17 protein-coding genes are annotated in these 20,133 nt (G+C 67.7%); 16 read left to right on the top strand and 1 reads right to left on the bottom strand.

Features of this window, described 5'->3' with window-relative positions; translation table 11 throughout:
• The first annotated feature begins 235 nt into the window (after window positions 1-235).
• The 15 genes from U5A56_RS32170 to U5A56_RS32100 all read left to right on the top strand — a co-directional run bounded on the left by U5A56_RS32170 (window position 236) and on the right by U5A56_RS32100 (window position 18,947).
• The gene (locus tag U5A56_RS32170; protein WP_044847492.1) at window positions 236-1,069 is read left to right on the top strand and encodes a phytanoyl-CoA dioxygenase family protein; all 834 of its coding nucleotides are present in this window, start codon (window positions 236-238) and stop codon (window positions 1,067-1,069) included.
• 17 nt (window positions 1,070-1,086) lie between these two features.
• Complete coding sequence (locus tag U5A56_RS32165; RefSeq protein ID WP_321926546.1) at window positions 1,087-1,500, top strand: RidA family protein; 414 nt, start codon at window positions 1,087-1,089, stop codon at window positions 1,498-1,500.
• A 214-nt stretch (window positions 1,501-1,714) separates the two neighbouring features.
• A complete protein-coding gene (locus tag U5A56_RS32160; RefSeq protein WP_321926544.1) occupies window positions 1,715-3,082 on the top strand; it encodes a DUF1329 domain-containing protein in 1,368 nt (455 codons plus the stop codon).
• An 80-nt stretch (window positions 3,083-3,162) separates the two neighbouring features.
• Window positions 3,163-5,007, top strand: coding sequence for a DUF1302 domain-containing protein (locus tag U5A56_RS32155; protein ID WP_321926542.1), 1,845 nt, complete (start codon window positions 3,163-3,165; stop codon window positions 5,005-5,007).
• A gap of 55 nt (window positions 5,008-5,062) precedes the next feature.
• Window positions 5,063-7,423 carry an efflux RND transporter permease subunit gene (locus U5A56_RS32150; protein ID WP_321926539.1) on the top strand — a complete coding sequence of 787 codons (2,361 nt, stop codon included), beginning with the start codon at window positions 5,063-5,065 and terminating at the stop codon, window positions 7,421-7,423.
• Window positions 7,424-7,454: 31 nt separating this feature from the next.
• On the top strand, window positions 7,455-7,739 hold the full coding sequence (locus U5A56_RS32145) for a hypothetical protein (protein ID WP_321926537.1): 285 nt from the start codon (window positions 7,455-7,457) through the stop codon (window positions 7,737-7,739).
• A gap of 30 nt (window positions 7,740-7,769) precedes the next feature.
• Window positions 7,770-8,741 (top strand): WD40/YVTN/BNR-like repeat-containing protein, encoded by a 972-nt coding sequence (locus U5A56_RS32140; RefSeq protein WP_321926535.1) that lies wholly within the window; start codon window positions 7,770-7,772, stop codon window positions 8,739-8,741.
• A 45-nt stretch (window positions 8,742-8,786) separates the two neighbouring features.
• A complete protein-coding gene (locus tag U5A56_RS32135) occupies window positions 8,787-10,283 on the top strand; it encodes a flavin monoamine oxidase family protein (protein ID WP_321926533.1) in 1,497 nt (498 codons plus the stop codon).
• The gene (locus U5A56_RS32130) at window positions 10,284-10,973 is read left to right on the top strand and encodes a c-type cytochrome (RefSeq protein ID WP_321926532.1); all 690 of its coding nucleotides are present in this window, start codon (window positions 10,284-10,286) and stop codon (window positions 10,971-10,973) included.
• A gap of 171 nt (window positions 10,974-11,144) precedes the next feature.
• Entirely contained in the window at window positions 11,145-12,275 is a 1,131-nt protein-coding gene (locus tag U5A56_RS32125) for a saccharopine dehydrogenase family protein (protein WP_321926530.1), read from the top strand.
• A gap of 39 nt (window positions 12,276-12,314) precedes the next feature.
• Window positions 12,315-13,868: an AMP-binding protein gene (locus U5A56_RS32120; RefSeq protein WP_321926528.1), complete on the top strand. Its 1,554-nt coding sequence runs from the start codon at window positions 12,315-12,317 to the stop codon at window positions 13,866-13,868.
• A gap of 25 nt (window positions 13,869-13,893) precedes the next feature.
• The gene (locus U5A56_RS32115; RefSeq protein WP_044848807.1) at window positions 13,894-15,135 is read left to right on the top strand and encodes a thiolase family protein; all 1,242 of its coding nucleotides are present in this window, start codon (window positions 13,894-13,896) and stop codon (window positions 15,133-15,135) included.
• 11 nt (window positions 15,136-15,146) lie between these two features.
• A complete protein-coding gene (locus U5A56_RS32110; protein WP_321926526.1) occupies window positions 15,147-16,643 on the top strand; it encodes an FAD-dependent oxidoreductase in 1,497 nt (498 codons plus the stop codon).
• Window positions 16,644-16,810: 167 nt separating this feature from the next.
• Window positions 16,811-17,485 (top strand): TetR/AcrR family transcriptional regulator, encoded by a 675-nt coding sequence (locus tag U5A56_RS32105; protein ID WP_235879188.1) that lies wholly within the window; start codon window positions 16,811-16,813, stop codon window positions 17,483-17,485.
• 172 nt (window positions 17,486-17,657) lie between these two features.
• On the top strand, window positions 17,658-18,947 hold the full coding sequence (locus U5A56_RS32100; RefSeq protein ID WP_321926523.1) for an acyl-CoA dehydrogenase family protein: 1,290 nt from the start codon (window positions 17,658-17,660) through the stop codon (window positions 18,945-18,947).
• Between the two features lie 132 nt (window positions 18,948-19,079).
• Here U5A56_RS32100 and U5A56_RS32095 read toward each other — a convergent pair whose 3' ends face one another.
• A complete protein-coding gene (locus U5A56_RS32095; RefSeq protein ID WP_044848819.1) occupies window positions 19,080-19,235 on the bottom strand; it encodes a DUF3309 family protein in 156 nt (51 codons plus the stop codon).
• A 211-nt stretch (window positions 19,236-19,446) separates the two neighbouring features.
• Here U5A56_RS32095 and U5A56_RS32090 point away from each other — a divergent pair, with 211 nt between their 5' ends.
• A complete protein-coding gene (locus U5A56_RS32090) occupies window positions 19,447-20,121 on the top strand; it encodes a histidine phosphatase family protein (RefSeq protein ID WP_321926520.1) in 675 nt (224 codons plus the stop codon).
• Window positions 20,122-20,133: the final 12 nt, after the last annotated feature.

Here is a 20,133-nt window from a genome sequence, read left to right as displayed (position 1 = left end):
AGCGCCGGGCGCGCTTCGTCGCCGGGTTGTATGACGGCTGAAAGCGGTTTGTCATGGCGGAGCGGCCAGCCGTCGTGACGGACCCGCGAACATGCAGACGAAACAGGGAATACCCCGTCTTTTTCTTTTCTTTATTTTTGTCATGATGACCTAACATTGTCACCATGTTCTACTGAAGGCGTCGGCAGTGAGCGATCGCTGGCCGGCAGTGGTTGGACGAATCAGGAGATCTACGATGGATGCACTCATGCGCAAGGCCTTTTTCGAGGACGGCGCGGTTCTCGTCGAAGGCGCACTCGACGCGGCGCAGCTCGCGCAATGCCGCGCGGTGTTCGACTGGGGGATGGAGAACCCGGGGCCGATGGCAGCGGCGTTGCTCGACGGCACCGAATACCGGTCGCACAACGACAACGCGAACCCGTATGCGAAGGCGCGGCTCGACGAACTGGTCGCCACGCTGCCGTTCGGGAAACTGTTCGCCGACCTGTGGGGCTCGAAGCACGTGTGGTACTTCGCCGAGGAGCTGTTCATGAAGGCCGGCGGCAAGAGCGCACGCTCGCCGTGGCACCAGGACACGTCGTACCTGCCGTGGCAAGGCATGCACTTCGGCAATGCGTGGATCAGCTTCGAGCACGTGCCGAAGCGCAACGCGCTGGAGATCGTGCGCGGCTCGCATCACGGCGTGCGCCATGACGGCACCACGTTCCAGAACGCCGAGGACCCGACCGACCCGCTGCATGGCGGCGACGTGTGGCCGCGCCTGCCGAACATCGAGGCGGAGCGGCGCGTGGCGCCCGATGCGTACGACATCGTGTCGTGGGAAACCAAGCCGGGCGACGTGCTGCTGCTGCATCCGGGCGTGCTGCACGGCGGCGGCGCGGTCGATGCCGCGTTCCCCGATCGCCACACGCTCGTGCTGCGCTTCTTCGGCGACGACGCCGTGTTCAGCCCGCTGCCCGATGAAAGCCGCTCGGGCTTCACGCCGGCCGGCGTGCTGTTCGTCGAGGAACTCGCCGGGCTGAAGGCCGGCGACCCGTTCCGCGCACCGTGTTTCCGTCAACTCGTCTGAGCAAGGAGTTTTTCATCATGTCAGCCAACCCGAAGCGGCAATCGATCGTTCCGCCTCCGTTCCAGCCTTGGTACGACGCGTACCACTTCTCGCCGGCCACGCGCGTCGGCGACACGATCTGGGTGTCGGGCCAGGTCGGTCTCGACGCGCAGATGCAGCCGGCGGACGGCGTGGCGGCGCAGGCGCGGATCGCATTCGAGAGCCTGAAGATGATTCTCGAAGCGGCCGGCGCGAGCCTCGCCGACGTCGTCGAACTGACGACCTTCCACACCGATCTTCAGCAGGACACGCAGGGCTTCGCGGCAGTCAAGGACGTGTATTTCCCGACCCGCTATCCGTCCTGGACGGCAGTCGGCGTGTCGCAACTGGCGCTGCCGGGGCTGTGCGTCGAAGTGCGTGCGGTCGCGGTGGCCGGGTCGGGCAAGGACTGAACCCGGCGGCAGCACGTGATTCCTTCTCGACGAGCGTGCATCATGAATCGCAGTCCTGAGGAATGACGAAATCGTATCGAAACAGGCAGGCGGCCGGCCGTCATCGCGGCCGGCCGCCATCAGGGAGCGACGCGATCGTCGGGTGACGAGCGCGGGCGGAGTGAATGCGCGGGGCCCGTGACGGGCAAACGAACGCGCGGTGGGAAGGAGAACCATGATGATCAAGCATCGATTCTGGGCCGTGTCCGCACTCGCGGCCGCTGCATGTCTCGCGATCGGCACGGCCGTCGCGGCGGACGACCTGACGCCGGCGGGCGCCGATCGATCGGCGAGCAAGGACGGCACGGTGCCGGCCTACGCCGGCAAGCAGTCGCCCGACGCGGGCTGGGAGTGGGGCAAGGTACGCGCCGATTTCTGGAAGCACCGCAACGAGAAGCCGCTGTATTCGATCGACGCGGCGAACGTCGACAAGTACGCGGACAAGCTGTCGCCCGGGCAGGTCGCGCTGATCAAGCAGAAGAAGGGCTACCGGATGGACGTCTATCCGTCCCATCGCGAATGCCAGCTGCCGGACGCCGTCGAGCAGAATTCGAAGGCGAACCTCGCGGCCGCGAAGCTCGGCCCGGCCGGCGAGACGCTCGGATCGGCCGTGCTGCCGGGCGTGCCGTTCCCGCAACCGAAGAGCGGGATCGAGGCGATCCTCAACTACGAGATGCGCTATCGCGGCGAAGGCGTCGACTGGGCGCAGATGGCGACGACCGTGTCGCCGCGTCCGGGCAGCAGCGAATGGATCGACGCGGTCGGCCCGCAGACGTACTACTTCCCGTCGGGCAAGCTCGGCAAGCTGTCGCCGCAGGACGTCGACCAGTTGAGCGCGGCCGTGTACTTCCAGATGAATTCGCCGGCCGCGCTGGCCGGCCAGGCATTCGTGCAGCGCCAGTACTTCGACAAGGCATCTGAGACGTACTACTACTTCCCCGGCCAGCGCCGCGTGCGCCGCATGCCGGCCTATACGCACGATGCGCCGCTGATCGGCTTCGAGAACCAGTACCTGATCGACGAAGGCAACATGATCAACGGCGCGCTCGACCGCTTCAACTGGAAGCTGGTCGGCAAGAAGGAAATGATCGTCCCGTACAACGCGTTCGGCCTGTACAAGTTCAAGAGCAAGCTGCACGACGTCGCGACGCCGGACGGCATCGCGGCCGCGAGCCGGCGCTACGAGACGCACCGCGTGTGGGTGGTCGAGGCGACGCTCAAGCCGAGCGCGCGGCACGTCGCATCGAAGAAGACCTTCTATCTCGACGAGGACAGCTGGCTCGCGCTGGTCGGCGAGGACTACGACGCGCAGGGCAAGCTGTGGAAGGTGCGGGAGAGCTATCCGATCCCGGTCTGGGAGCTGGGCGGCACCTGCGACAACGAACCGCTCGCGCAGTACGACATGAACAACGGCCGCTACGTGCTCGATGCGACGTCGATCGGGCAGGGCAAGGACGTCCGCTGGCTCGAGCACGCCGACGATCCGCGCTTCAAGCAGGATTTCTACACGGCCGAATCGCTGCGCTCGGTCAGCGAACGGTGATCGCCGTCGACTGACGGACCACAAGGGACCGGCGCGCGCAACGACCGCGCGCCGGCGTCGGACAGGGGCGGAGAATGATCATGGAACCGGCACGATTGGTAAGGAATACTACAGTATCGATTGCGCTCGCGGGTGCCGCGGCGTCGAATGCATACGCTTACGACTTCACGACGGGTATCAACGGCCTGCAGGGCTCGTGGGTCACGAACCTGACGGCGGGCGCGGGGATCCGGACCAAGAGCCCGAGCTGCTCGCTCACCGGCGACCCGAACGCATACGGCTGCGGCGCGGCTGCGAACACCAATCAATGGGGCTACGCGGACAGCGGCGACCTGAACTACCGCAAGGGCCAGCCGTTCAGCACCTATCTCAGCGCGACCAGCGAACTGCTGCTGAAGATGCCGAGCGAAGGGCTGAAGTTCATGGTGCGCGGCACCGGCATGTACGACTTCCTCGCCGGGAACACGGCGAGAACGCCGCTGTCGAGCACCGCGTCCGCGCAGGTGGTCTACAACGCGCAACTGCTCGACCTGTGGGCGCAGAAGGATTTCACGATCGGCGGGCGCAACGCGCACGTGCGGCTCGGCAACCAGGTGATCAACTGGGGCGAGAGCATGTTCGCGCAGAGCGGCATCAACGCGACCAACTCGCTCGACGTGCAGAAACTGCTGATCCCCGGCTCGCAGCTCAAGCAGGCGCTGCTGCCCGCGCCGATGGTGAGTTTCGCCGCCGACCTGTCGCACGGGTTCAGCACCGAGGGCTATTACCAGTTCCAGTGGAACGGCAACCGCTACCCGCCGGTCGGCTCGTACTGGTCGGTGACGAACGGCTTCGGCCGCGGCGCCGAGCCGTTCACGCTGAACACCAACAACCTGAACGTGGCCGGCCCGAGCGCGGGCACGATCGCGAACGCGATCGGCGGCGGGGCGGCCGCCGGCAACCAGGGCACGCTGGATACGATCAGGAACGGGCTCGTGAACGGCGACTTCGCGGGGCCGCCGTTCAACAGCATCGGCCTGCCGTCGGTCACGAACCTGCCGGCGAAATACCGGCCGCAGTTCGGCGTGAAGTTCAACTACTCGCCGCGCTCGTTCGACGCGAACTTCGCGTTCTACTACCTGAACTACACGGACAAGTCACCGGTGCTCGCGTCGCTCGCGAACGGCACCGAGCAATGGTCGTATCTCGGCCGGCGCCAGCTGTTCGGCGTCAGCGCGAACTTCGGGCTCGGGCCCTGGGCGATCGGCACCGAACTGTCGTACCGGCCGCGCGACGCGGTCGCGCTGTCGAGCTGCTACGGCGCGGGCGGCCCGCTCGACCTGAACACGAACGGCGTGGCCGGCATCAATTGCTCGCAGTGGGTCGACAAGAAGAAATTCCAGTACGACGTCAACGGGCTGCTCGCGCTCACGCGCAGCGAGTATCCGTTCCTGAAATGGCTCGGTGCCGATTCGGCCGCGCTCACCTGGGAACTCACGTGGATCTACTACCCGGGGCTCAAATCGAGCGGCGTCACGCGCACGATCGACGGGCAGACCGTCACGCAGGTGCCGCAGGCCGGCTACCTGCCGTGGCTGAACAACGGCTCGGCGCTCGGCTATCCGATCGGGATGGGCCAGGGCACCGCGAGCTCGGTCGGCGCGACGATCGACTTCAACTGGACCTATGACGGCACGCTGATTCCGGGCTGGCAGGTCACGCCGGGCGTCACGTTCTCGGACGGCCTGTACGGCTATACGCCGACCTTCACGGCGAACTACATGCAGGGCGCGAAGTCGGTGAACGTCTACGTGCTGTTCAACCAGAACCCGCCGAACTGGCAGGCCGGCATCAACTTCACCGCGTTCTTCGGCGGCCACAACACGGTCGGCCAGCCGTACGCGGACCGCAATTTCGTCGGGTTGTTCGTCACGCGGAATTTCTGACGCCGATGTGCTTAAGGGCGGCGTGCGCCGCCGCCAATCATGAAGGGGTAATGTCGTGCTCAATCGTCTGGTCAGCCGCCTCGAACGGCTCTTCTTCGGTCATCGCGCGATCGTGCTCGCGGCGATCGCGTTGTTCACCGTCGCGATGGCCGTGTTCGCCGTGCAGCTGCGCATGGATGCCGGCTTCGAAAAGCAGATGCCGATCGGGCACGAGTACATCCGCACGTTCCAGCAATACCGCAACGACCTGCTCGGGGCGAACCGGATCACGGTGGTCGTGCGCGCGAAGCACGGATCGATCTGGTCGAAGGAAGGGCTCACGCGGCTGTACTACGTCACGCAGGCCGTCACGTATCTGCCGAACGTCGACCGCATCGGCGTGCGCTCGCTGTGGACGCCGAACGCGTTCGTCAACGAAGTGACCGACGAGGGCTTTCGCGCGGAACCGATCATTCCCGGCACGATCACGCCTGACCAGCTGACGCCGGACGTCGTCGCCCGCGTGCGCCGCGCGACGACGCTCGGCGGCTACGTCGGCACGCTGGTGTCGCACGGCGAGGACAGCGCGATGATCACCGCCGAGCTGAACGAGCGCGACAGCGCCGGCAAGGTGCTCGACTACGTCGCGTTCAACCATCTGCTCGAACAGAAGGTGCGCAAGCCGTTCGAGGACGCCGGCTACGAAATCCAGGTCATCGGCTTCGCGAAGCAGATCGGCGACATCGCCGACGGCGCGACGGCCGTGCTCGGCTTCTGCGCGGTCGCGCTGCTGCTGACCACGCTCGCGGTGTACTGGTATTGCCATTCGGTGCGCTTCACGGTGCTGCTGGTCGCATGCTCGCTGACGTCGCTCGTCTGGCAGTTCGGCACGCTGAAGCTGCTCGGCTTCGGCCTCGATCCGCTCGCGGTGCTGGTGCCGTTCCTCGTGTTCGCGATCGGCGTGTCGCACGGCGTGCAGCAGGTGAACTTCATCGTCCGCGAGATCGCGCACGGGCAGAGTTCGTTCGACGCGGCGCGCCACAGCTTCAACGGGCTGCTGATCCCCGGCGTGTTGGCGCTGATTACCGCGTTCGTGTCGTTCGTCACGCTGTTGCTGATTCCGATCCCGATGGTGCGCGAGCTGGCGATCACCGCGTCGCTCGGCGTGGCGTACAAGATCGTCACCAACCTGATCCTGCTGCCGGTCGCCGCGTCCTGCTTCAACTTCACGAAGACCTATGCGGACGATTCGCTCAGGCGCGCGCAGCAACGCGCCAGGCCGCTGCGCGTGCTCGCGCGGGTGGCCGAGCCGAAGTACGCGGGCCTCACCGTCGCGCTGACGGTCGGGATCTTCGCGCTCGCCGCGTGGCAAAGCCGCGATCGCGTGATCGGCACGCTGCAGCCGGGCGCGCCGGAACTGCGTGCCGACGCGCGCTTCAACCGCGACGCGACGTCGATCGCCGGCAACTACGACATGGGCCTCGACTGGCTGACGGTCGCGCTCGAATCCACCGGCAAGGCCTGCGACAACCCGGCGGCCGGCCTGTACGAGGACGACTTCTCGGCCGCGATGCGCACCGAACCGGGCGTGGTGTCGGTGCAGTCGTACTCGGCGATGCTGCGTACCTACAACCAGGGCTACAACGAGGATTTCCCGAAGATGAACGTCGTGCCGATCGATGCCGAGAACTACGGCGCGGTGTCGGTCGACGTGTCGCGCGTGAAGGGCTTCATGAGCCGCGACTGCGGGATGACGGCCGTGCACCTGTTCCTGACCGATCACAAGGCGACGACGATCAACCGGATCCTCGACGACGTGAAGCAGTACCGCGCGGCCAATCCGTTCCCGGGCATCACGGTCCGGCTCGCGGCCGGCAATGCGGGCGTGCTCGCCGCGACCAACGACGAAGTCGCGAAGAGCGAGCTGCCGATGATGCTCTACGTGTACGCGGCGATCCTGATCCTCGTATTCCTCGCGTACCGCGACTGGCGCGCGATGCTCGCATGCTGCGTGCCGCTGTCGGTCGCGACCTTCATCGGCTACTGGTTCATGAAGGAACTGCAGATCGGGCTGACCGTCGCAACGCTGCCGGTGATGGTGCTGGCGGTCGGGATCGGCGTCGACTACGCGTTCTACATCTACAACCGGCTGCAGGTGCATCTGGCGGGCGGGCAGGACATCGTGAAGGCCGTGCAGCATGCAATGCTCGAAGTGGGCGTCGCGACGATCTTCACGGCGATCACGCTGGCGATCGGCGTCGCGACGTGGAGCTTCTCCGCGCTCAAGTTCCAGGCCGACATGGGCAAGCTGCTCGCGTTCATGTTCATCGTGAACCTCGTGATGGCGATGACTGCGTTGCCGGCGCTCGCGTCGCTGCTCGAACGCTGGTTCCCGCGCCGCAAGCCGGCGCGCGCGCCGGGCTTGTTCAGTCACTGAAGCTCACGAACATCCTGACGGAGATTCGATCATGGTCAAGACGCTGGCGGCGTGCGCCGCATTTTGCATCGCGGCGGTTGCCTTCCCGCGATTTCACGAAGCGGCCGCGGACCGGAACGCGTCGGCTCATGCGTTTGCTGCCGACGCGAGACGCATCGGCGTGCGCAACACTGCGGCCGACGAAGCGCGCGTCGCGCCGTCGTCGACCGACGGCAACGCCGGGCGACAGGCAGCGGCCGCGCGGGGTGCCGACCAGCCACCGGCCGTTGCGCTCGGCGTAGCGAATGCCGGCTGGTCGAATCTGTTCAACCACTGATGCCCGCGTACACCACTTCAGAGACTCACGATGATCAAGACGCTTATTGCCTGCACCGCGCTCTGCGCGGCCGTGACGGCCTTTGCGCAGTCGCAGGACGGAGGCACGGTCGCGGCCTGGGCCGCGAAGCCCGCCCATTCATGGGCCGCGCCGACGCACATGATGCTGACGGATGCGACACGCGCCGGCTCGCGCATCGTCGCGGTCGGCGAGCACGGGATCGTGCTGCTGTCGGACGACGACGGCAAGACCTGGCGCCAGGCGCGCCGGGTGCCTGTAGCGGCGACGCTGTCGGCCGTATCGTTCGCGGATGCGAAGCACGGCTGGGCCGTCGGCCAGTGGGGCGCGATTCTCGCGACCGACGACGGCGGCGACACATGGGTCACGCAACGGCTCGATACGTCGGTCGACCAACCGCTGTTCTCCGTGCTCTTCACGAGCGCGCAGGACGGCATCGCCGTAGGCCTGTGGTCGCTGATGCTGCAGACGCACGACGGCGGCAGGACCTGGACGCGCACGACGCTGCCGAAGCCGCCGGGCGGCGGCAAGGCCGACCGCAACCTGTACCGCGTGTTCGCCGACGCCGCGCATGCGCTCTACATCGTGTCGGAGCAGGGGATGGTGCTCAAGTCGACCGACGCCGGCGCGAACTGGACTTATCTGCCGACCGGCGGCAAAGGCACATTGTGGTCCGGCGTCGCGATGCCGGACGGCCGGCTCGTGGTTGGCGGGCTGCTCGGCAGCCTGTTCGAGAGCCGCGACGGCGGCGCGACGTGGACGGCCTTGAAGACGGGCACGCGCAGCTCGATCACCGGTCTCGTCGCGACCGGCGGCGGGCTGGTCGGCGTGGGGCTCGACGGGCTCACGCTCGCGCAGCGCGTCGCGGATGGCCCGTTCGACGTCGCGCAGCGCGCGGATCGCGCGGCGCTCACCGCCGCGCTGATCGATGCGCGCGGCAGGCCGATCCTGTTTTCGCAAGACGGCGTGCTGGCTGCGCCATGAATCGAATCCGCTGACAGAAAAGCAAGGAAGGATGGAGTACTTATCATGAATCGCAAGCACAAGCCGGACGCGCACACCCGGCGACAGATTTTGCGTCTCGCGGCGGCGGGCGCCGCGTCGCTCGCGGCCGGGGAGATGTCGTTCGCCGACGGTGCAATGCCCGCCGCGGCTGCGAACGGCGTCCTCGATGTCGTGATCATCGGCGCCGGCCTCGCGGGGCTCACCGCCGCGCGCGACCTGAAGCGCGCCGGCTGCGACGCGTTCGTCGTCGTCGAGGCGCGCGACCGCGTCGGCGGGCGGACCTACAACCACGATCTCGGGCACGGCGTCGTGTCCGAAGCCGGCGGCCAGTGGATCGGCCCCGGCCAGACGGCGATCGCCGACCTGGCGCGCGAACTCGGCGTCGACACGTTCCCGACCTTCTACGCGGGCAAGACGGTCGTGCTCGCCGGCGACACGCGCGTCGCGCAGGATCTGCACGGCGGCACGGGCGGCACGGGCGGCACGGGCGGCGACGACGCGATCGGCGCGAAGCTCGGCGCGCTCGCGCGCGGCGTGCCGTCGCGCGAGCCGTGGACCGCACAGCACGCGGCGGAACTCGACAAGCTGACCTACGGCGACTGGCTGCGCCGACAGGGCGTGACCTACGAGGACGGCTACTTCCTCGCCGTCGCGGCGAAGCTGTCGCTCGGCGGCGCGCCGGCGCAGCTCGGGCTGCTGCACTACCTGTCGATCATCAACAGTGCCGACTGCGACTACGCGAAGCTCGAGTCGACCAAGGGCGGCGCACAGGAAACGCGCTTCGTCGGCGGCTCGCAGGTGCTGAGCCTGCGGATGGCGAGCGAGCTCGGCACGAAGGTGCAGCTGTCCTGCCCGGTGCGCAGGATTTCCGGCTGGGATCGCGACGTCGTCGACGTGCAGACCGATCGCGGCGTGCTCCGCGCGCGGCGCGTGATCGTCGCGCTGAATCCGGCGCTCTGCGAGCAGATCGTGTTCGATCCGCCGCTGCCGGCCGGCCGCGCGCAACTGCAGCGCAACTGGCCCGCGAATGCGCCGATGCGCAAGACGGTCCACGTGTACGACCGACCGTTCTGGCGCGACGACGGCTACAACGGACAGATCTTCGAGGTCGGCGGCCCGGTCTTCATGGCGTACGACAACTCGCCGCCGGACGGCTCGGTCGGCGTGCTCGCCGCGTTCGTCGCGCCGGGCGCGCTGCCGGCCGAACCGAAGGCCGCCGAACGGACGCTGTCGGCCATCTTCGCGCGTGCGCTCGGCGACAAGGCGCTGCATCCGACGCAGTTTCACGACTACGACTGGGGGCGCGTCGATCCGTGGACGCTGCAGTGCATCCATCCGCTGCCGCCCGGCTTCTGGACGAAATGGGGCAAGTACCTGCGCCCGGAGGCCGGCCGGCTGATCTGGTCGGGTACCGAGACGGCCGACCTGTGGCCCGGCGCGATGGACGGCGCGGTGCGATCCGGGCACCGCGCGGCATTGCAGGCGCTCGGCAAGCTGGCCGGCCGCGGCAGGGAGGCGTAAATGAAACGAACCTGGATGATCGGCGTCGCGCTCGCGATCGCGGGCGTGGCGGCCGCCGGCACGCTGTACGGCCCCGACCTGATCGACGGCATGCGTTACGAGAAGTCGATGACCGCGATCGGCAGCGAGGACCAGGCGAACGGCGGCGCGTGGCCGCAGCAGCAGGAGACCTGCTTCTTCTGCCACGGCACGCGCGGGCAGTCGCGCAACGCGTGGTATCCGTCGCTGTCGGGCCAGCCGGCGAGCTACATCGCCGCGCAGCTGCGCGCATTCGCGAGCGACCAGCGCCGCAACGCGTACATGGGGCCGCTGTCGCGCGAACTCGACGACGCGAAGATCGACGCGCTGGCGACCTATTTCGCGCGGCAGGCGCCCGCGCGCAACGAGATGGTGGCGGCCGACACGGCGCTCGCGCAGCGCGGGATGGCGCTCGTCACGGCCCGCAGCTGCCAGGCCTGCCACGGCGCGGCGCTGACGGGCAAGGACCACGTGCCGCGCCTCGCGGGCCAGGGCCAGCTTTACCTGGAAGCGCAGCTCGCGGCATTCCGGTCGGGCCAGCGCCACGATCCGACCGGTGTGATGAACGGCGTGGCCGCGACGCTGTCCGGCGACGACACGCGGGCCGTTGCGCACTACCTGGCCGGCCTGTCGCCGGACGGTGCGGGTGGCGCAGGCGTTGCGGCCCGATGATGCGGACGACGCGCCGCGCTCGGGAATACCCTGCCTTTTTCTTCGTCGTTTACTTTGTCATAGTGACCTAAGATTGGTAATGTGTTCTATAAAAAGCACCCGAGTGTGAAGCAGCAGTAGCGAACGTCCGACCGACCCGATTTTCAACAACTCACGTTTCAGGAGACAACCATGGCCAAGCACCCCGTCGTCGTTTACGGCGCAAGCGGTTACACCGGCATGTTGATCATGGACTGGCTGATCGACCAGAACATCCCGTTCACCGCGATCGCGCGCAACGCGGGCCGCGCGAAGGAAATGATGGCGCAACGCGTCGTGCGCCTCGAATCGGCGCAATACGAAATCATCGAGGCGGAGCACAACGTCGATTCGCTCGTGAACGCGTTTCGCGGCGCGAAGGTGGTCTGCAATACCGTCGGGCCGTTCTCGAGCTTCGGGCTCGTCGGCGTCGAGGCCGCGCTGAAGGCCGGCTGTCACCACCTCGATACGACCGGCGAGCAGTCGTACATCCGCGCGGTGCGCGACCAGTTCGGCGAGCTGTACCGCCAGGCCGGGCTGCTGGTGTCGTCGTCGAACGCGTACATGTACACGTTCGCCGAGATCGCCGCCGAACTCGCGCTCGAAACGCCGGGCATCGACGCGCTGGAGACGGCCACGCTGACCCGCGGCCCGCGCGGCGCGGCCGGCGTGAGCATCGGCTCGACCGCGACGATCTTCGACGGCGCGCGCCACGAGTCCTGCTACCTGTGGGAGAAGGCGCTGGTGCCGCACGCGGCCGATGCGTCGTTCACCGTCGCGACGCCGGAACTCATGCAGCCGGTGTTCTGCCTGCCGTGGGGCGGCACGTCGCTGCCGGTCTATTTCGAGCGCGACCCGCGCGTGCGCAGCTGCATCTCGTGCGTCGGCTTCTACGACAACAACGTGATGAAGCTCGTGCACCAGTTCGGGCAGAAATGGGAAGCCGAATACAAGCATCTGCCGCGCGAGCAGCAGGACGCGGTCCTCAAGCAGGTCGTCGATTCGACCACGCCGACGATGCCGCCGCGCGAGCGCACGACGATCCAGCGCAGCGTCGACTTCGCGATCGGCCGCGGCCAGCTCGCGTCGGTGCGCGCGACCGTGCACGGCATCACGCCGTACATCTCGACCGGCGCGATCCACGCGGCGGGCGTGCTCAAGCTGCTCGACGGCGACGTCGCGCGCACGGGCTTCGCGTCGGGCTCGAAGGCGTTCGGCCACCGCTACCTGCTCGGCTTCCTCGAACAGCGCGGGCTCGCGCGCGCGACGGTCACGCAGCTGTGACGGCCGCCGCGCCGATCTTCATTCAACGGAACACGTGACATGGCCATTATCGATTTCTACGACCGCGGGTGGCGCATCAATCCCGACGGCATCGCGTATATCCAGGACGAGCGCAGCTACACGTTCCAGGAGATCGGCGAGCTGTCGTGCCGCATCGCGAACGGGCTGCTCGCCGCCGGCTTCGCGAAGGAGGCGAAGGCGGCGGTATGGGCGGACAACGACGTGACCGGCTGGAGCTGCGCGCTCGGGATGTGGCGCGCGGGGCTCGCGTATATCCCGGTCAACGGCCGCAACGCGCCGGCCGAGAACCAGTACGTGCTCGACGCGTTCGACTGCGAGGTGCTGTTCTTCCACCACGCGTTCGCGGCTGCGATCGACGCGCTGCGGCCGAGCCTGCCGAAGGTGCGGCTGTGGGTGTGCATCGACGCCGACCTGCCGTGGGCGCCGTCGCTCGCGACGTGGAGCGAAGGACGGCCGGCGACGCCGCCGGTGGTCGACTACGGGATGGACGACGTCGTCACGCTGTCGGCGACCGGCGGCACGACCGGCTTGCCGAAGGGCGTGATGAACACGCACCGCTCGTTCCAGACGTACTTCGCGAACTTCATGATAGCGATGTCGTATGGCGCCGAGCGGCCGGTCAATCTCGCTGCCGCGCCGATGACGCACACGGCCGGGATGATGTCGCTGCCGTGCACCGCGCGCGGCGGCACGGTGGTCGTGCTGCCGAAGCCCGACCCCGCGCTGCTGCTCGGCGCGATCGTGAAGCACCGCGTGACCGAGTTCTTCCTGCCGCCGACCGTGATCTACCGGCTGCTCGACATTCCCGGCATCGACAAGGTCGACTTCTCGTCGCTGCGCTATTTCCTGTACGGCGCCGCGCCGATGTCGGTCGAGAAGCTCAAGCGCGCGATCGACGTGTTCGGCCCGGTGATGACGGGCGGTTACGGGCAGACCGAAGCGCCCGCGTCGATCTCGTACCTGACGCCGGCCGAGCATTTCGTCGACGGCGCGCTGGCGCCGGACGAACGGCTGGCGTCGGTCGGCCGCCCGAGTCCGCTGGTGCGCGTCGAGATCGTCGGCGAGCGCGGCGACGTGCTGAAGCAGGGCGAAACCGGCGAGATTTGCGTGCGCGGCGACCTCGTGATGAAGGGCTATTACCGCGCGCCGGACAAGACGGCCGAGACGATCGTCGACGGCTGGCTGCATACCGGCGACATCGGCCATCTCGATCGGGACGGCTACCTGCACATCACCGACCGCAAGAAGGACATGATCATCAGCGGCGGCTTCAACGTCTATCCGAGCGAAGTCGAGCAGGTGATCTGGGCGCATCCGGCCGTGCAGGACTGCGCGGTGATCGGCGTGCCCGACGACAAGTGGGGCGAGGCCGTGAAGGCCGTCGTCGAGCTCAACGCGGGCCAGCAGGTGAGCGCCGAGGAACTGATCGCGCTGTGCAAGGCGCAGCTGGGCTCGGTGAAGGCGCCGAAGAGCGTGGACTTCATCGCGGCGCTGCCGCGCAGCACGGCAGGCAAGGTGCTGAAGAAGGACCTGCGTGAACAGTACTGGCAAGGCCGGCAACGCCGGATCTGACCGGAATAGATATGGACTCCAGACGATGAGCAAAATCTACATCGCCGGCATCGCAATGACCGTGTTCGGCCGGCACCCCGACCGCAGCGTCGACGACCTCGCGCGCGAGGCGCTGCAGCGCGCGTTGCGCGATGCCGGTTGCCATGCCGACGCGATCCGCGCGGCGTTCTACTCCGGCATCACCAACGGCGCGTTGCAGGGGCAGCTATCGATCCCTGGCCAGGTCGTGTTCGGCAAGATCGGGCTCGACGGCATTCCGATGTTCAACGTCGAGAACGCGTGCGCGTCCGGCAGCACGGCCGTGCACCTCGCGGTGCGCGAGCTGCAGTCGGGCGCGTGCGATGTCGCGCTCGCGCTCGGCGCGGAGAAGATGAACGTCTCGGACAAGGCGAAATCGTTCGCGCTGTTCGAGGCCGGCTGGGACGTCGCGCGCGTCGACGAGAACTTCGCGACGCTCGCGCGGCTCGGCGAGGGGATTGAGCCGCCGCCCGGCTCGGAATCCGGGCGGCCGTACAGCCGCTTCATGAAGATCTACGCGGCGCTGTGCCGGCATCACATGCGCACGTACGGCACGACGCAGCGGCAGATCGCGGCCGTGTCCGCGAAGAACCACGCGCATTCGGTGCACAACCCGTACTCGCAGTTCCGCCAGCCGTTCACGATCGACGAGGTGCTGGCGGCGCCGCCGATCACGTACCCGATCACGCTGCCGATGTGCGCGCCGCTGTCGGACGGCGCGGCCGCGGCAATCCTCTGCACCGAGGGAGGGCTCGCGCGCATCGGTGCCGATCGCAGCCGTTGCATCCGCGTCGCCGCGAGCGTGATCCGCAGCTTCTCGCGGCGCCGGATCGACGAGCCGCACAAGCACATCGGCCGGCTCGCCGCATTGCAGGCGTACGAGCAGGCCGGCGTCGGGCCGGAGGACATGGACGTCGCCGAAGTGCACGACGCGTCGGCGATGGGCGAGATCATCCAGGCCGAGAACCTCGGCTTCGTGCCGCTCGGCGAAGGTGGCCCGGCCGCGGAGCGCGGCGAGTTCACGCTCGGCGGGCGAATCCCGATCAACACGTCGGGCGGCCTCGAATCAAAGGGTCATCCGCTCGGCGCGACCGGCATCGGGCAGCTTTACGAACTGGTCACGCAATTGCGCGGCGAGGCCGGTGCGCGCCAGGTGCAGGGCGCGCGCCACGCCATTCAGGAAAACGGCGGCGGCCTGCAGGGCATCGAGGAAGCGGCGCTGGCGATTCACATACTCAGCAGGGATTGACGGAGGCGGACATGAGCGACGCATACGGTGCGACGACGGCCGGACAGACGGACCCGACAGCGCGGCAGCCCGGCGCGCGCGCGGCGGGCCGCGTGAGCGGCGTGGGTGCGGCGGCGGCGATGCAGGCAGCCGGCGCGGATGCGGCGAGCCCGCTCGCGCGGTGGGGCGAGGAAGTCCGCGCGGATGCCGCGTTGCAGAAATACCGGCCGGTCGGCGGCTGGATCGACGCGCCGGCCGATCTGCAGCCGCCGCTCGAGGGCGACGTGCGCGCGGACGTGATCGTGGTCGGCGCCGGTTTCGCCGGCCTGTCGACGGCGCTCGAGCTGGCCGCGCGCGGCGCGAGCGTCGTCGTGCTCGAGCGCGAGTTCGCGGGGTTCGGCGCGAGCGGGCGCAACGCCGGCTATCTCGCGGGCGGCCAGGGGCTCGAGTACGAATTGTTTGTCAAGCGCGTCGGGCACGACCAGGCGAAGCGAATCGTCGGTTTCTACGACGAAGGCGTCGCGTACGTCGAACGCAAGCTCGCCGATTACGCGATCGATTGCGACTACCGTGCGTCGGGCATCATCCGCGCGGGCGTGCATCCGTCGCAGGAGAAGCGCTTGCGCGAGAGCATGGAAACCGGCATCGCGCTCGGTTCGCCCGCGCAGTTCCTCGACGGCGCCGCGATGCGTGCGCGCGGCATTCCGCCGGCCTTCCTGTTCGGCGCGTACGTGCCGGGCGGCGGCACGCTCGATCCCGGCAAGTACGTGATGGGGCTGCGGCGCGCGGCGCTCGCGGCCGGCGTGAAGCTGTACGAGAACACCGCGCTGCTCGGCTTCGACGAAGGCGAGCACGTGCGCGTGCGCACCGCGCGCGGCAGCGCGAGCGCGCCGGTGCTGGTGCTCGCGACCAACGCGTACACGCCGCAACTCGGCCTGCTCGGCGACAAGGTGATGCCGTTGCGCGTGTCGGCGCTCGAAACCGAGCCGCTGTCCGACGCGCAACTCGACGCGCTCGGCTGGCCGAATCGCGAGGGCATCGTGACGCCGCACCTGACGATGGAAAGCCACCGCCTCACCGCGCGCAACACGCTGCTGCTGACGACCAAGCGGCTGCACTACGTGTATGGTTCGCAAACGCCGAACGTGCCGGACGACGACGCGTATCGCGCGCTCGCGAAAACGCTGCATGCGCGTTTTCCGCAACTGGGCAACGTGCCGGTGCGCGCCTGCTGGAGCGGCTACATTTCGTTCGCCGGCGACGCGTTGCCGGTGGTCGGTGCGGCCGGCACGCACCGCAACGTGTTCTACACGGCCGGCTGCTCGGGGCATGGCGTCGGCACGCAGTCGCTGATCGGGCGCGTGCTGGCCGAGCGGATTCACGACGGACGATCGCCGCTGCTCGACACGCTGACGCACAAGACGCCGTCGGTGCCGCGGGAGCCGCTGCGCTGGTGCGCGATGACCGCGATGCTCGGCGTCGCGAACCTGCTCGACGAACGCGTGAACCGCAAGGTGCGCGCGACCTAGCGGCGCGCACGCTCGTCGCGGCGCGCCGGCGCGGATCCGGCCGGACCGCCCGGCAGTGGGGCGGCTCGATGGAAAATGAGGCTCGCATCGGGTATAGTCGTTTGCGCTCCGTAAGGTACGGAGCGTCCATTCGACGAAGCCGAAACGCCATCTTCACGACGAACACGATGACAGTGTCCAACGAGCAGCGCAGCCCCCGAAAACGGCGCACTTCGACTGCCACCGCAGCAGCGGGCAACCCCGACGGTTTGCGGGCGCAAGGCCTGCGCACGCGCAACACGATCATTCGCGTCGCGCGCAAGCTGCTGCTGGACGGCGGCCCGCTGGAATTCTCGCAGCGTGCGGTCGCCGCCGCCGCCGGCATCAGCGTCAGCAATCTGCAGTACTACTTCCCGACTCGGATCGCCGTGTTGCGGGCCGTCATCGAGCCGGTCATCGATACCTATCTCGACGACATGAAGCGCGCGCTCGGCAGCGACGCGTCGCCGCGTGACGTGTTCGACGAGATCATCCAGCGCTCGATCTCCGATGCGAAGGATGCGAAGTACAACGCACTGTTCCGGCATTTCCTGTCGTTCGCGGCCACCGATCCCGAATGCTTCAAGCTTTACGACGAGTGGTATGCGACGCTGACGCACGATCTCGCGCAACTGCTGCGTGCCGTCAATCCGGAATTCGGCGCGGCCGACAGCCGGCATGCGGCGACGATGCTGATCGCGCTCGCCGACGGCTTCGCGATGCAGTACGGCACCGGGCGCCATACGCAGGCGCTCGACACGTATTTCATCGCGACGTCGCGCGCGATCGCGTACGGCACGCTGACGGCGCCCGCGGGAAAATAACGACGCGCAGCGCACAGTCGATGCGGTGAACGAGACAGGGGAATACCCTGTCTTTTTTTTGCTTCCTGTGTTTGTCATGATGACCTATGTTTGGTATGTGTTACTAGATGTGGGATGGCCGGGTGCGTCTGATGCCCGGTCGACATGAATGGAGTCCAGGAGGAGAACGGAGATGATTCGTCTGAACAAGTCCGCGGCGCTGCCGCTGGTCGGCCTGACCGGCTTCGAGACGCCGCTGAGCGAAGAGGAAAACGCGATCCAGCACACGGTTCACCGCTTCGCGCGCGACGTGCTGCGGCCGATCGGGCGCGAGCTCGACCGGATGACGCCGGAGGAGGTGATCGCACCCGGCTCGCCGTACTGGGCCGCGATCGTCGAGAGCGCGAAGCTCGGGCTCGATCCGCAACTGATCGCGCAGTTTCCGCCCGAGACCGCGGTGCGTATCGAGTCGCTGATCGGCGAGGAACTCGGCTGGGGCGATTCGGGTCTGGCCGTGTCGATCGGCGCCGCGACGATGCCGCTGATGATGGCGCATTCGGTCGGCAGCCAGGAGCTGGTCGAGATGTGCGCGGGCAAGGTCGGCTGCTGGATGAACACGCAGCCCGATCGCGGCTCCGACGCGGCGATCCTGTATCGGCAGGAACTCGCCGGGAACGGCAGGCAGCCGGTCGGCAACGTGACCGCGAAGGTCGGCGCCGACGAGATCGTGATCAACGGACAGAGCTCAGCGTGGATCTCGAACGGCTCGGTCGCGCAGGTCGCGCTCGCGTACATGGCCGCAGACTACGGCGACGGGTTTTACGGCGAAGGCGAGCGCAGCATGTTCACCAACGGCATCGCGATGATCCTGCCGCTCGATCTGCCGGGCGTGTCGCGCGGCAAGCCGCTCGACAAGATCGGCCAGCGCTCGCTGCCGCAGGGCGAGATCTATTTCGACAACGTGAAGGTGCCGAAGCGCTTCGCGATCGCGCTGAAGGACGACTATCTCGGCAATCTCGCGTCGACGTGGTCGTATGCGGGCACGCACATGTGCCAGGTGTTCGTCGGCGTCGCGCGCGCGGCGTTCGAACTCGCGCTCGCGTATTGCCACGAGCGCAAGCAGGGCGGCGCGCTGCTGATGGATCACCAGATGACGCACCTGCGCATCGGCGAGATGCTGCGCCGGCTGGAGATGGCGCGCGCGATCGCGCGGCGCAGCCTCGCGTTCTCGCGCATGTCGCCGCAGAGCCATCCGTACGCGACCGCGCAGGCCAAGGTGAGCGTGACCGAGGAAGCGATGAAGGTCACGCACGAGGCGTTCCAGCTGTTCGGCGGCAACGGCACCACGCGCGAGTTTCCGATCGAGAAGCTGTTCCGCGACGTGCGTTCGGCGCTGATCGAGGATGGCGAGAACTATATCCTCGCGTCGCGTCTCGGCGTGCTGGCCGGGGAGCTTTATCAGAACGGGTGGACGCGGGAATAAGTGCGCGCGGCGGCGGCGCGGGCCGCGATCGCGCGCCGTTGCCGGGCTTCCCCGCTTGCTTGCGTTTGTAAAGAAGCCACGGCGCCGGGACCGAACGACGCGTGCCCGCCCGGCAGGCACGCGTCGTCACACTCAGATGTGGCCCAGCAGCACGAGTATCACGACGATGACGACGATCAGCCCGAGGGAGCCCGATGGCCAGTAGCCCCAGCTTCGGCTATGCGGCCACGCCGGAAACGCCCCGATCAGCAGCAGAACCAGAACGATGATAAGGATTGTACCGAGCATCGCACCCCTCCTGAACTTGTTCGACTTGACGGTGCCTGCTTGCGCAATTCCTGTGCCTCGATGCACGGCCGTCGGCGCAACCCGGCGAAAGCGCACTGTTTGGATACCGGGAATTCATGAGATGAATAGCGTCCGATTCAGAAAATAAATTTCAAAAATGCGGACCCGGTCGCTATGCTGATCCTTCGGTTTCATTCAGGCGGAACAGGCAATGGCTGAACTCTTTCTGGTACGGCACGGGCAGGCGTCGTTCGGCACGGACGACTACGACCGGCTATCCGCCGCGGGCGAGCAGCAGGGCGTCTGGCTCGGCGAATACTTCGCGCGGCAGGGCCTGACGTTCGATCGCGTGATCTGCGGCACGATGAACCGGCATGCGCAGACGGTCGCCGCGATCCTGCGCGGAATGGGCCGCGACGGCGTGGTGGTCGACCGCCATCCCGGCCTGAACGAATACGACTTCCACGGGCTGTTCGCGGCGGCGGCGAACGACTATCCGGAGATCGCGCGGCTCGCAGCCGGCTCGATGAAGGAGCACTTTCGCGCGCTGCGGCAGGTGCTGCACCTGTGGGCCGACGACAGGCTCGGCGACACCGCGCCCGAAACCTGGGCGCATTTCCAGCAGCGCGTCGCCGACGCGCGCGCCGCGATCCGCGGCGGCGGCAGCCAGCGCGTGCTCGCGGTGAGCTCCGGCGGCCCGATCGCGGTGACCGTGCAGCAGGTGCTCGCCGCACCGCCGTCGAGCGCGATCGCGCTGAACCTGCAGATCCGCAACAGCAGTCTTTCGCAGTTTTTCTTCAACGCCGAAGCGTTCCACCTTGCGTCGTTCAACGGCATCCCGCATCTCGAGGATCCCGAACGGCACACGTGGCGCACCTACGGCTGACCCCACGAACGA

The sequence above is a fragment of the Burkholderia sp. BCC1998 genome (assembly GCF_905339875.1).
In the GTDB taxonomy this organism is placed as follows: Bacteria; Pseudomonadota; Gammaproteobacteria; order Burkholderiales; family Burkholderiaceae; genus Burkholderia.
This window is presented reverse-complemented; position numbering and strand designations above follow the sequence as displayed.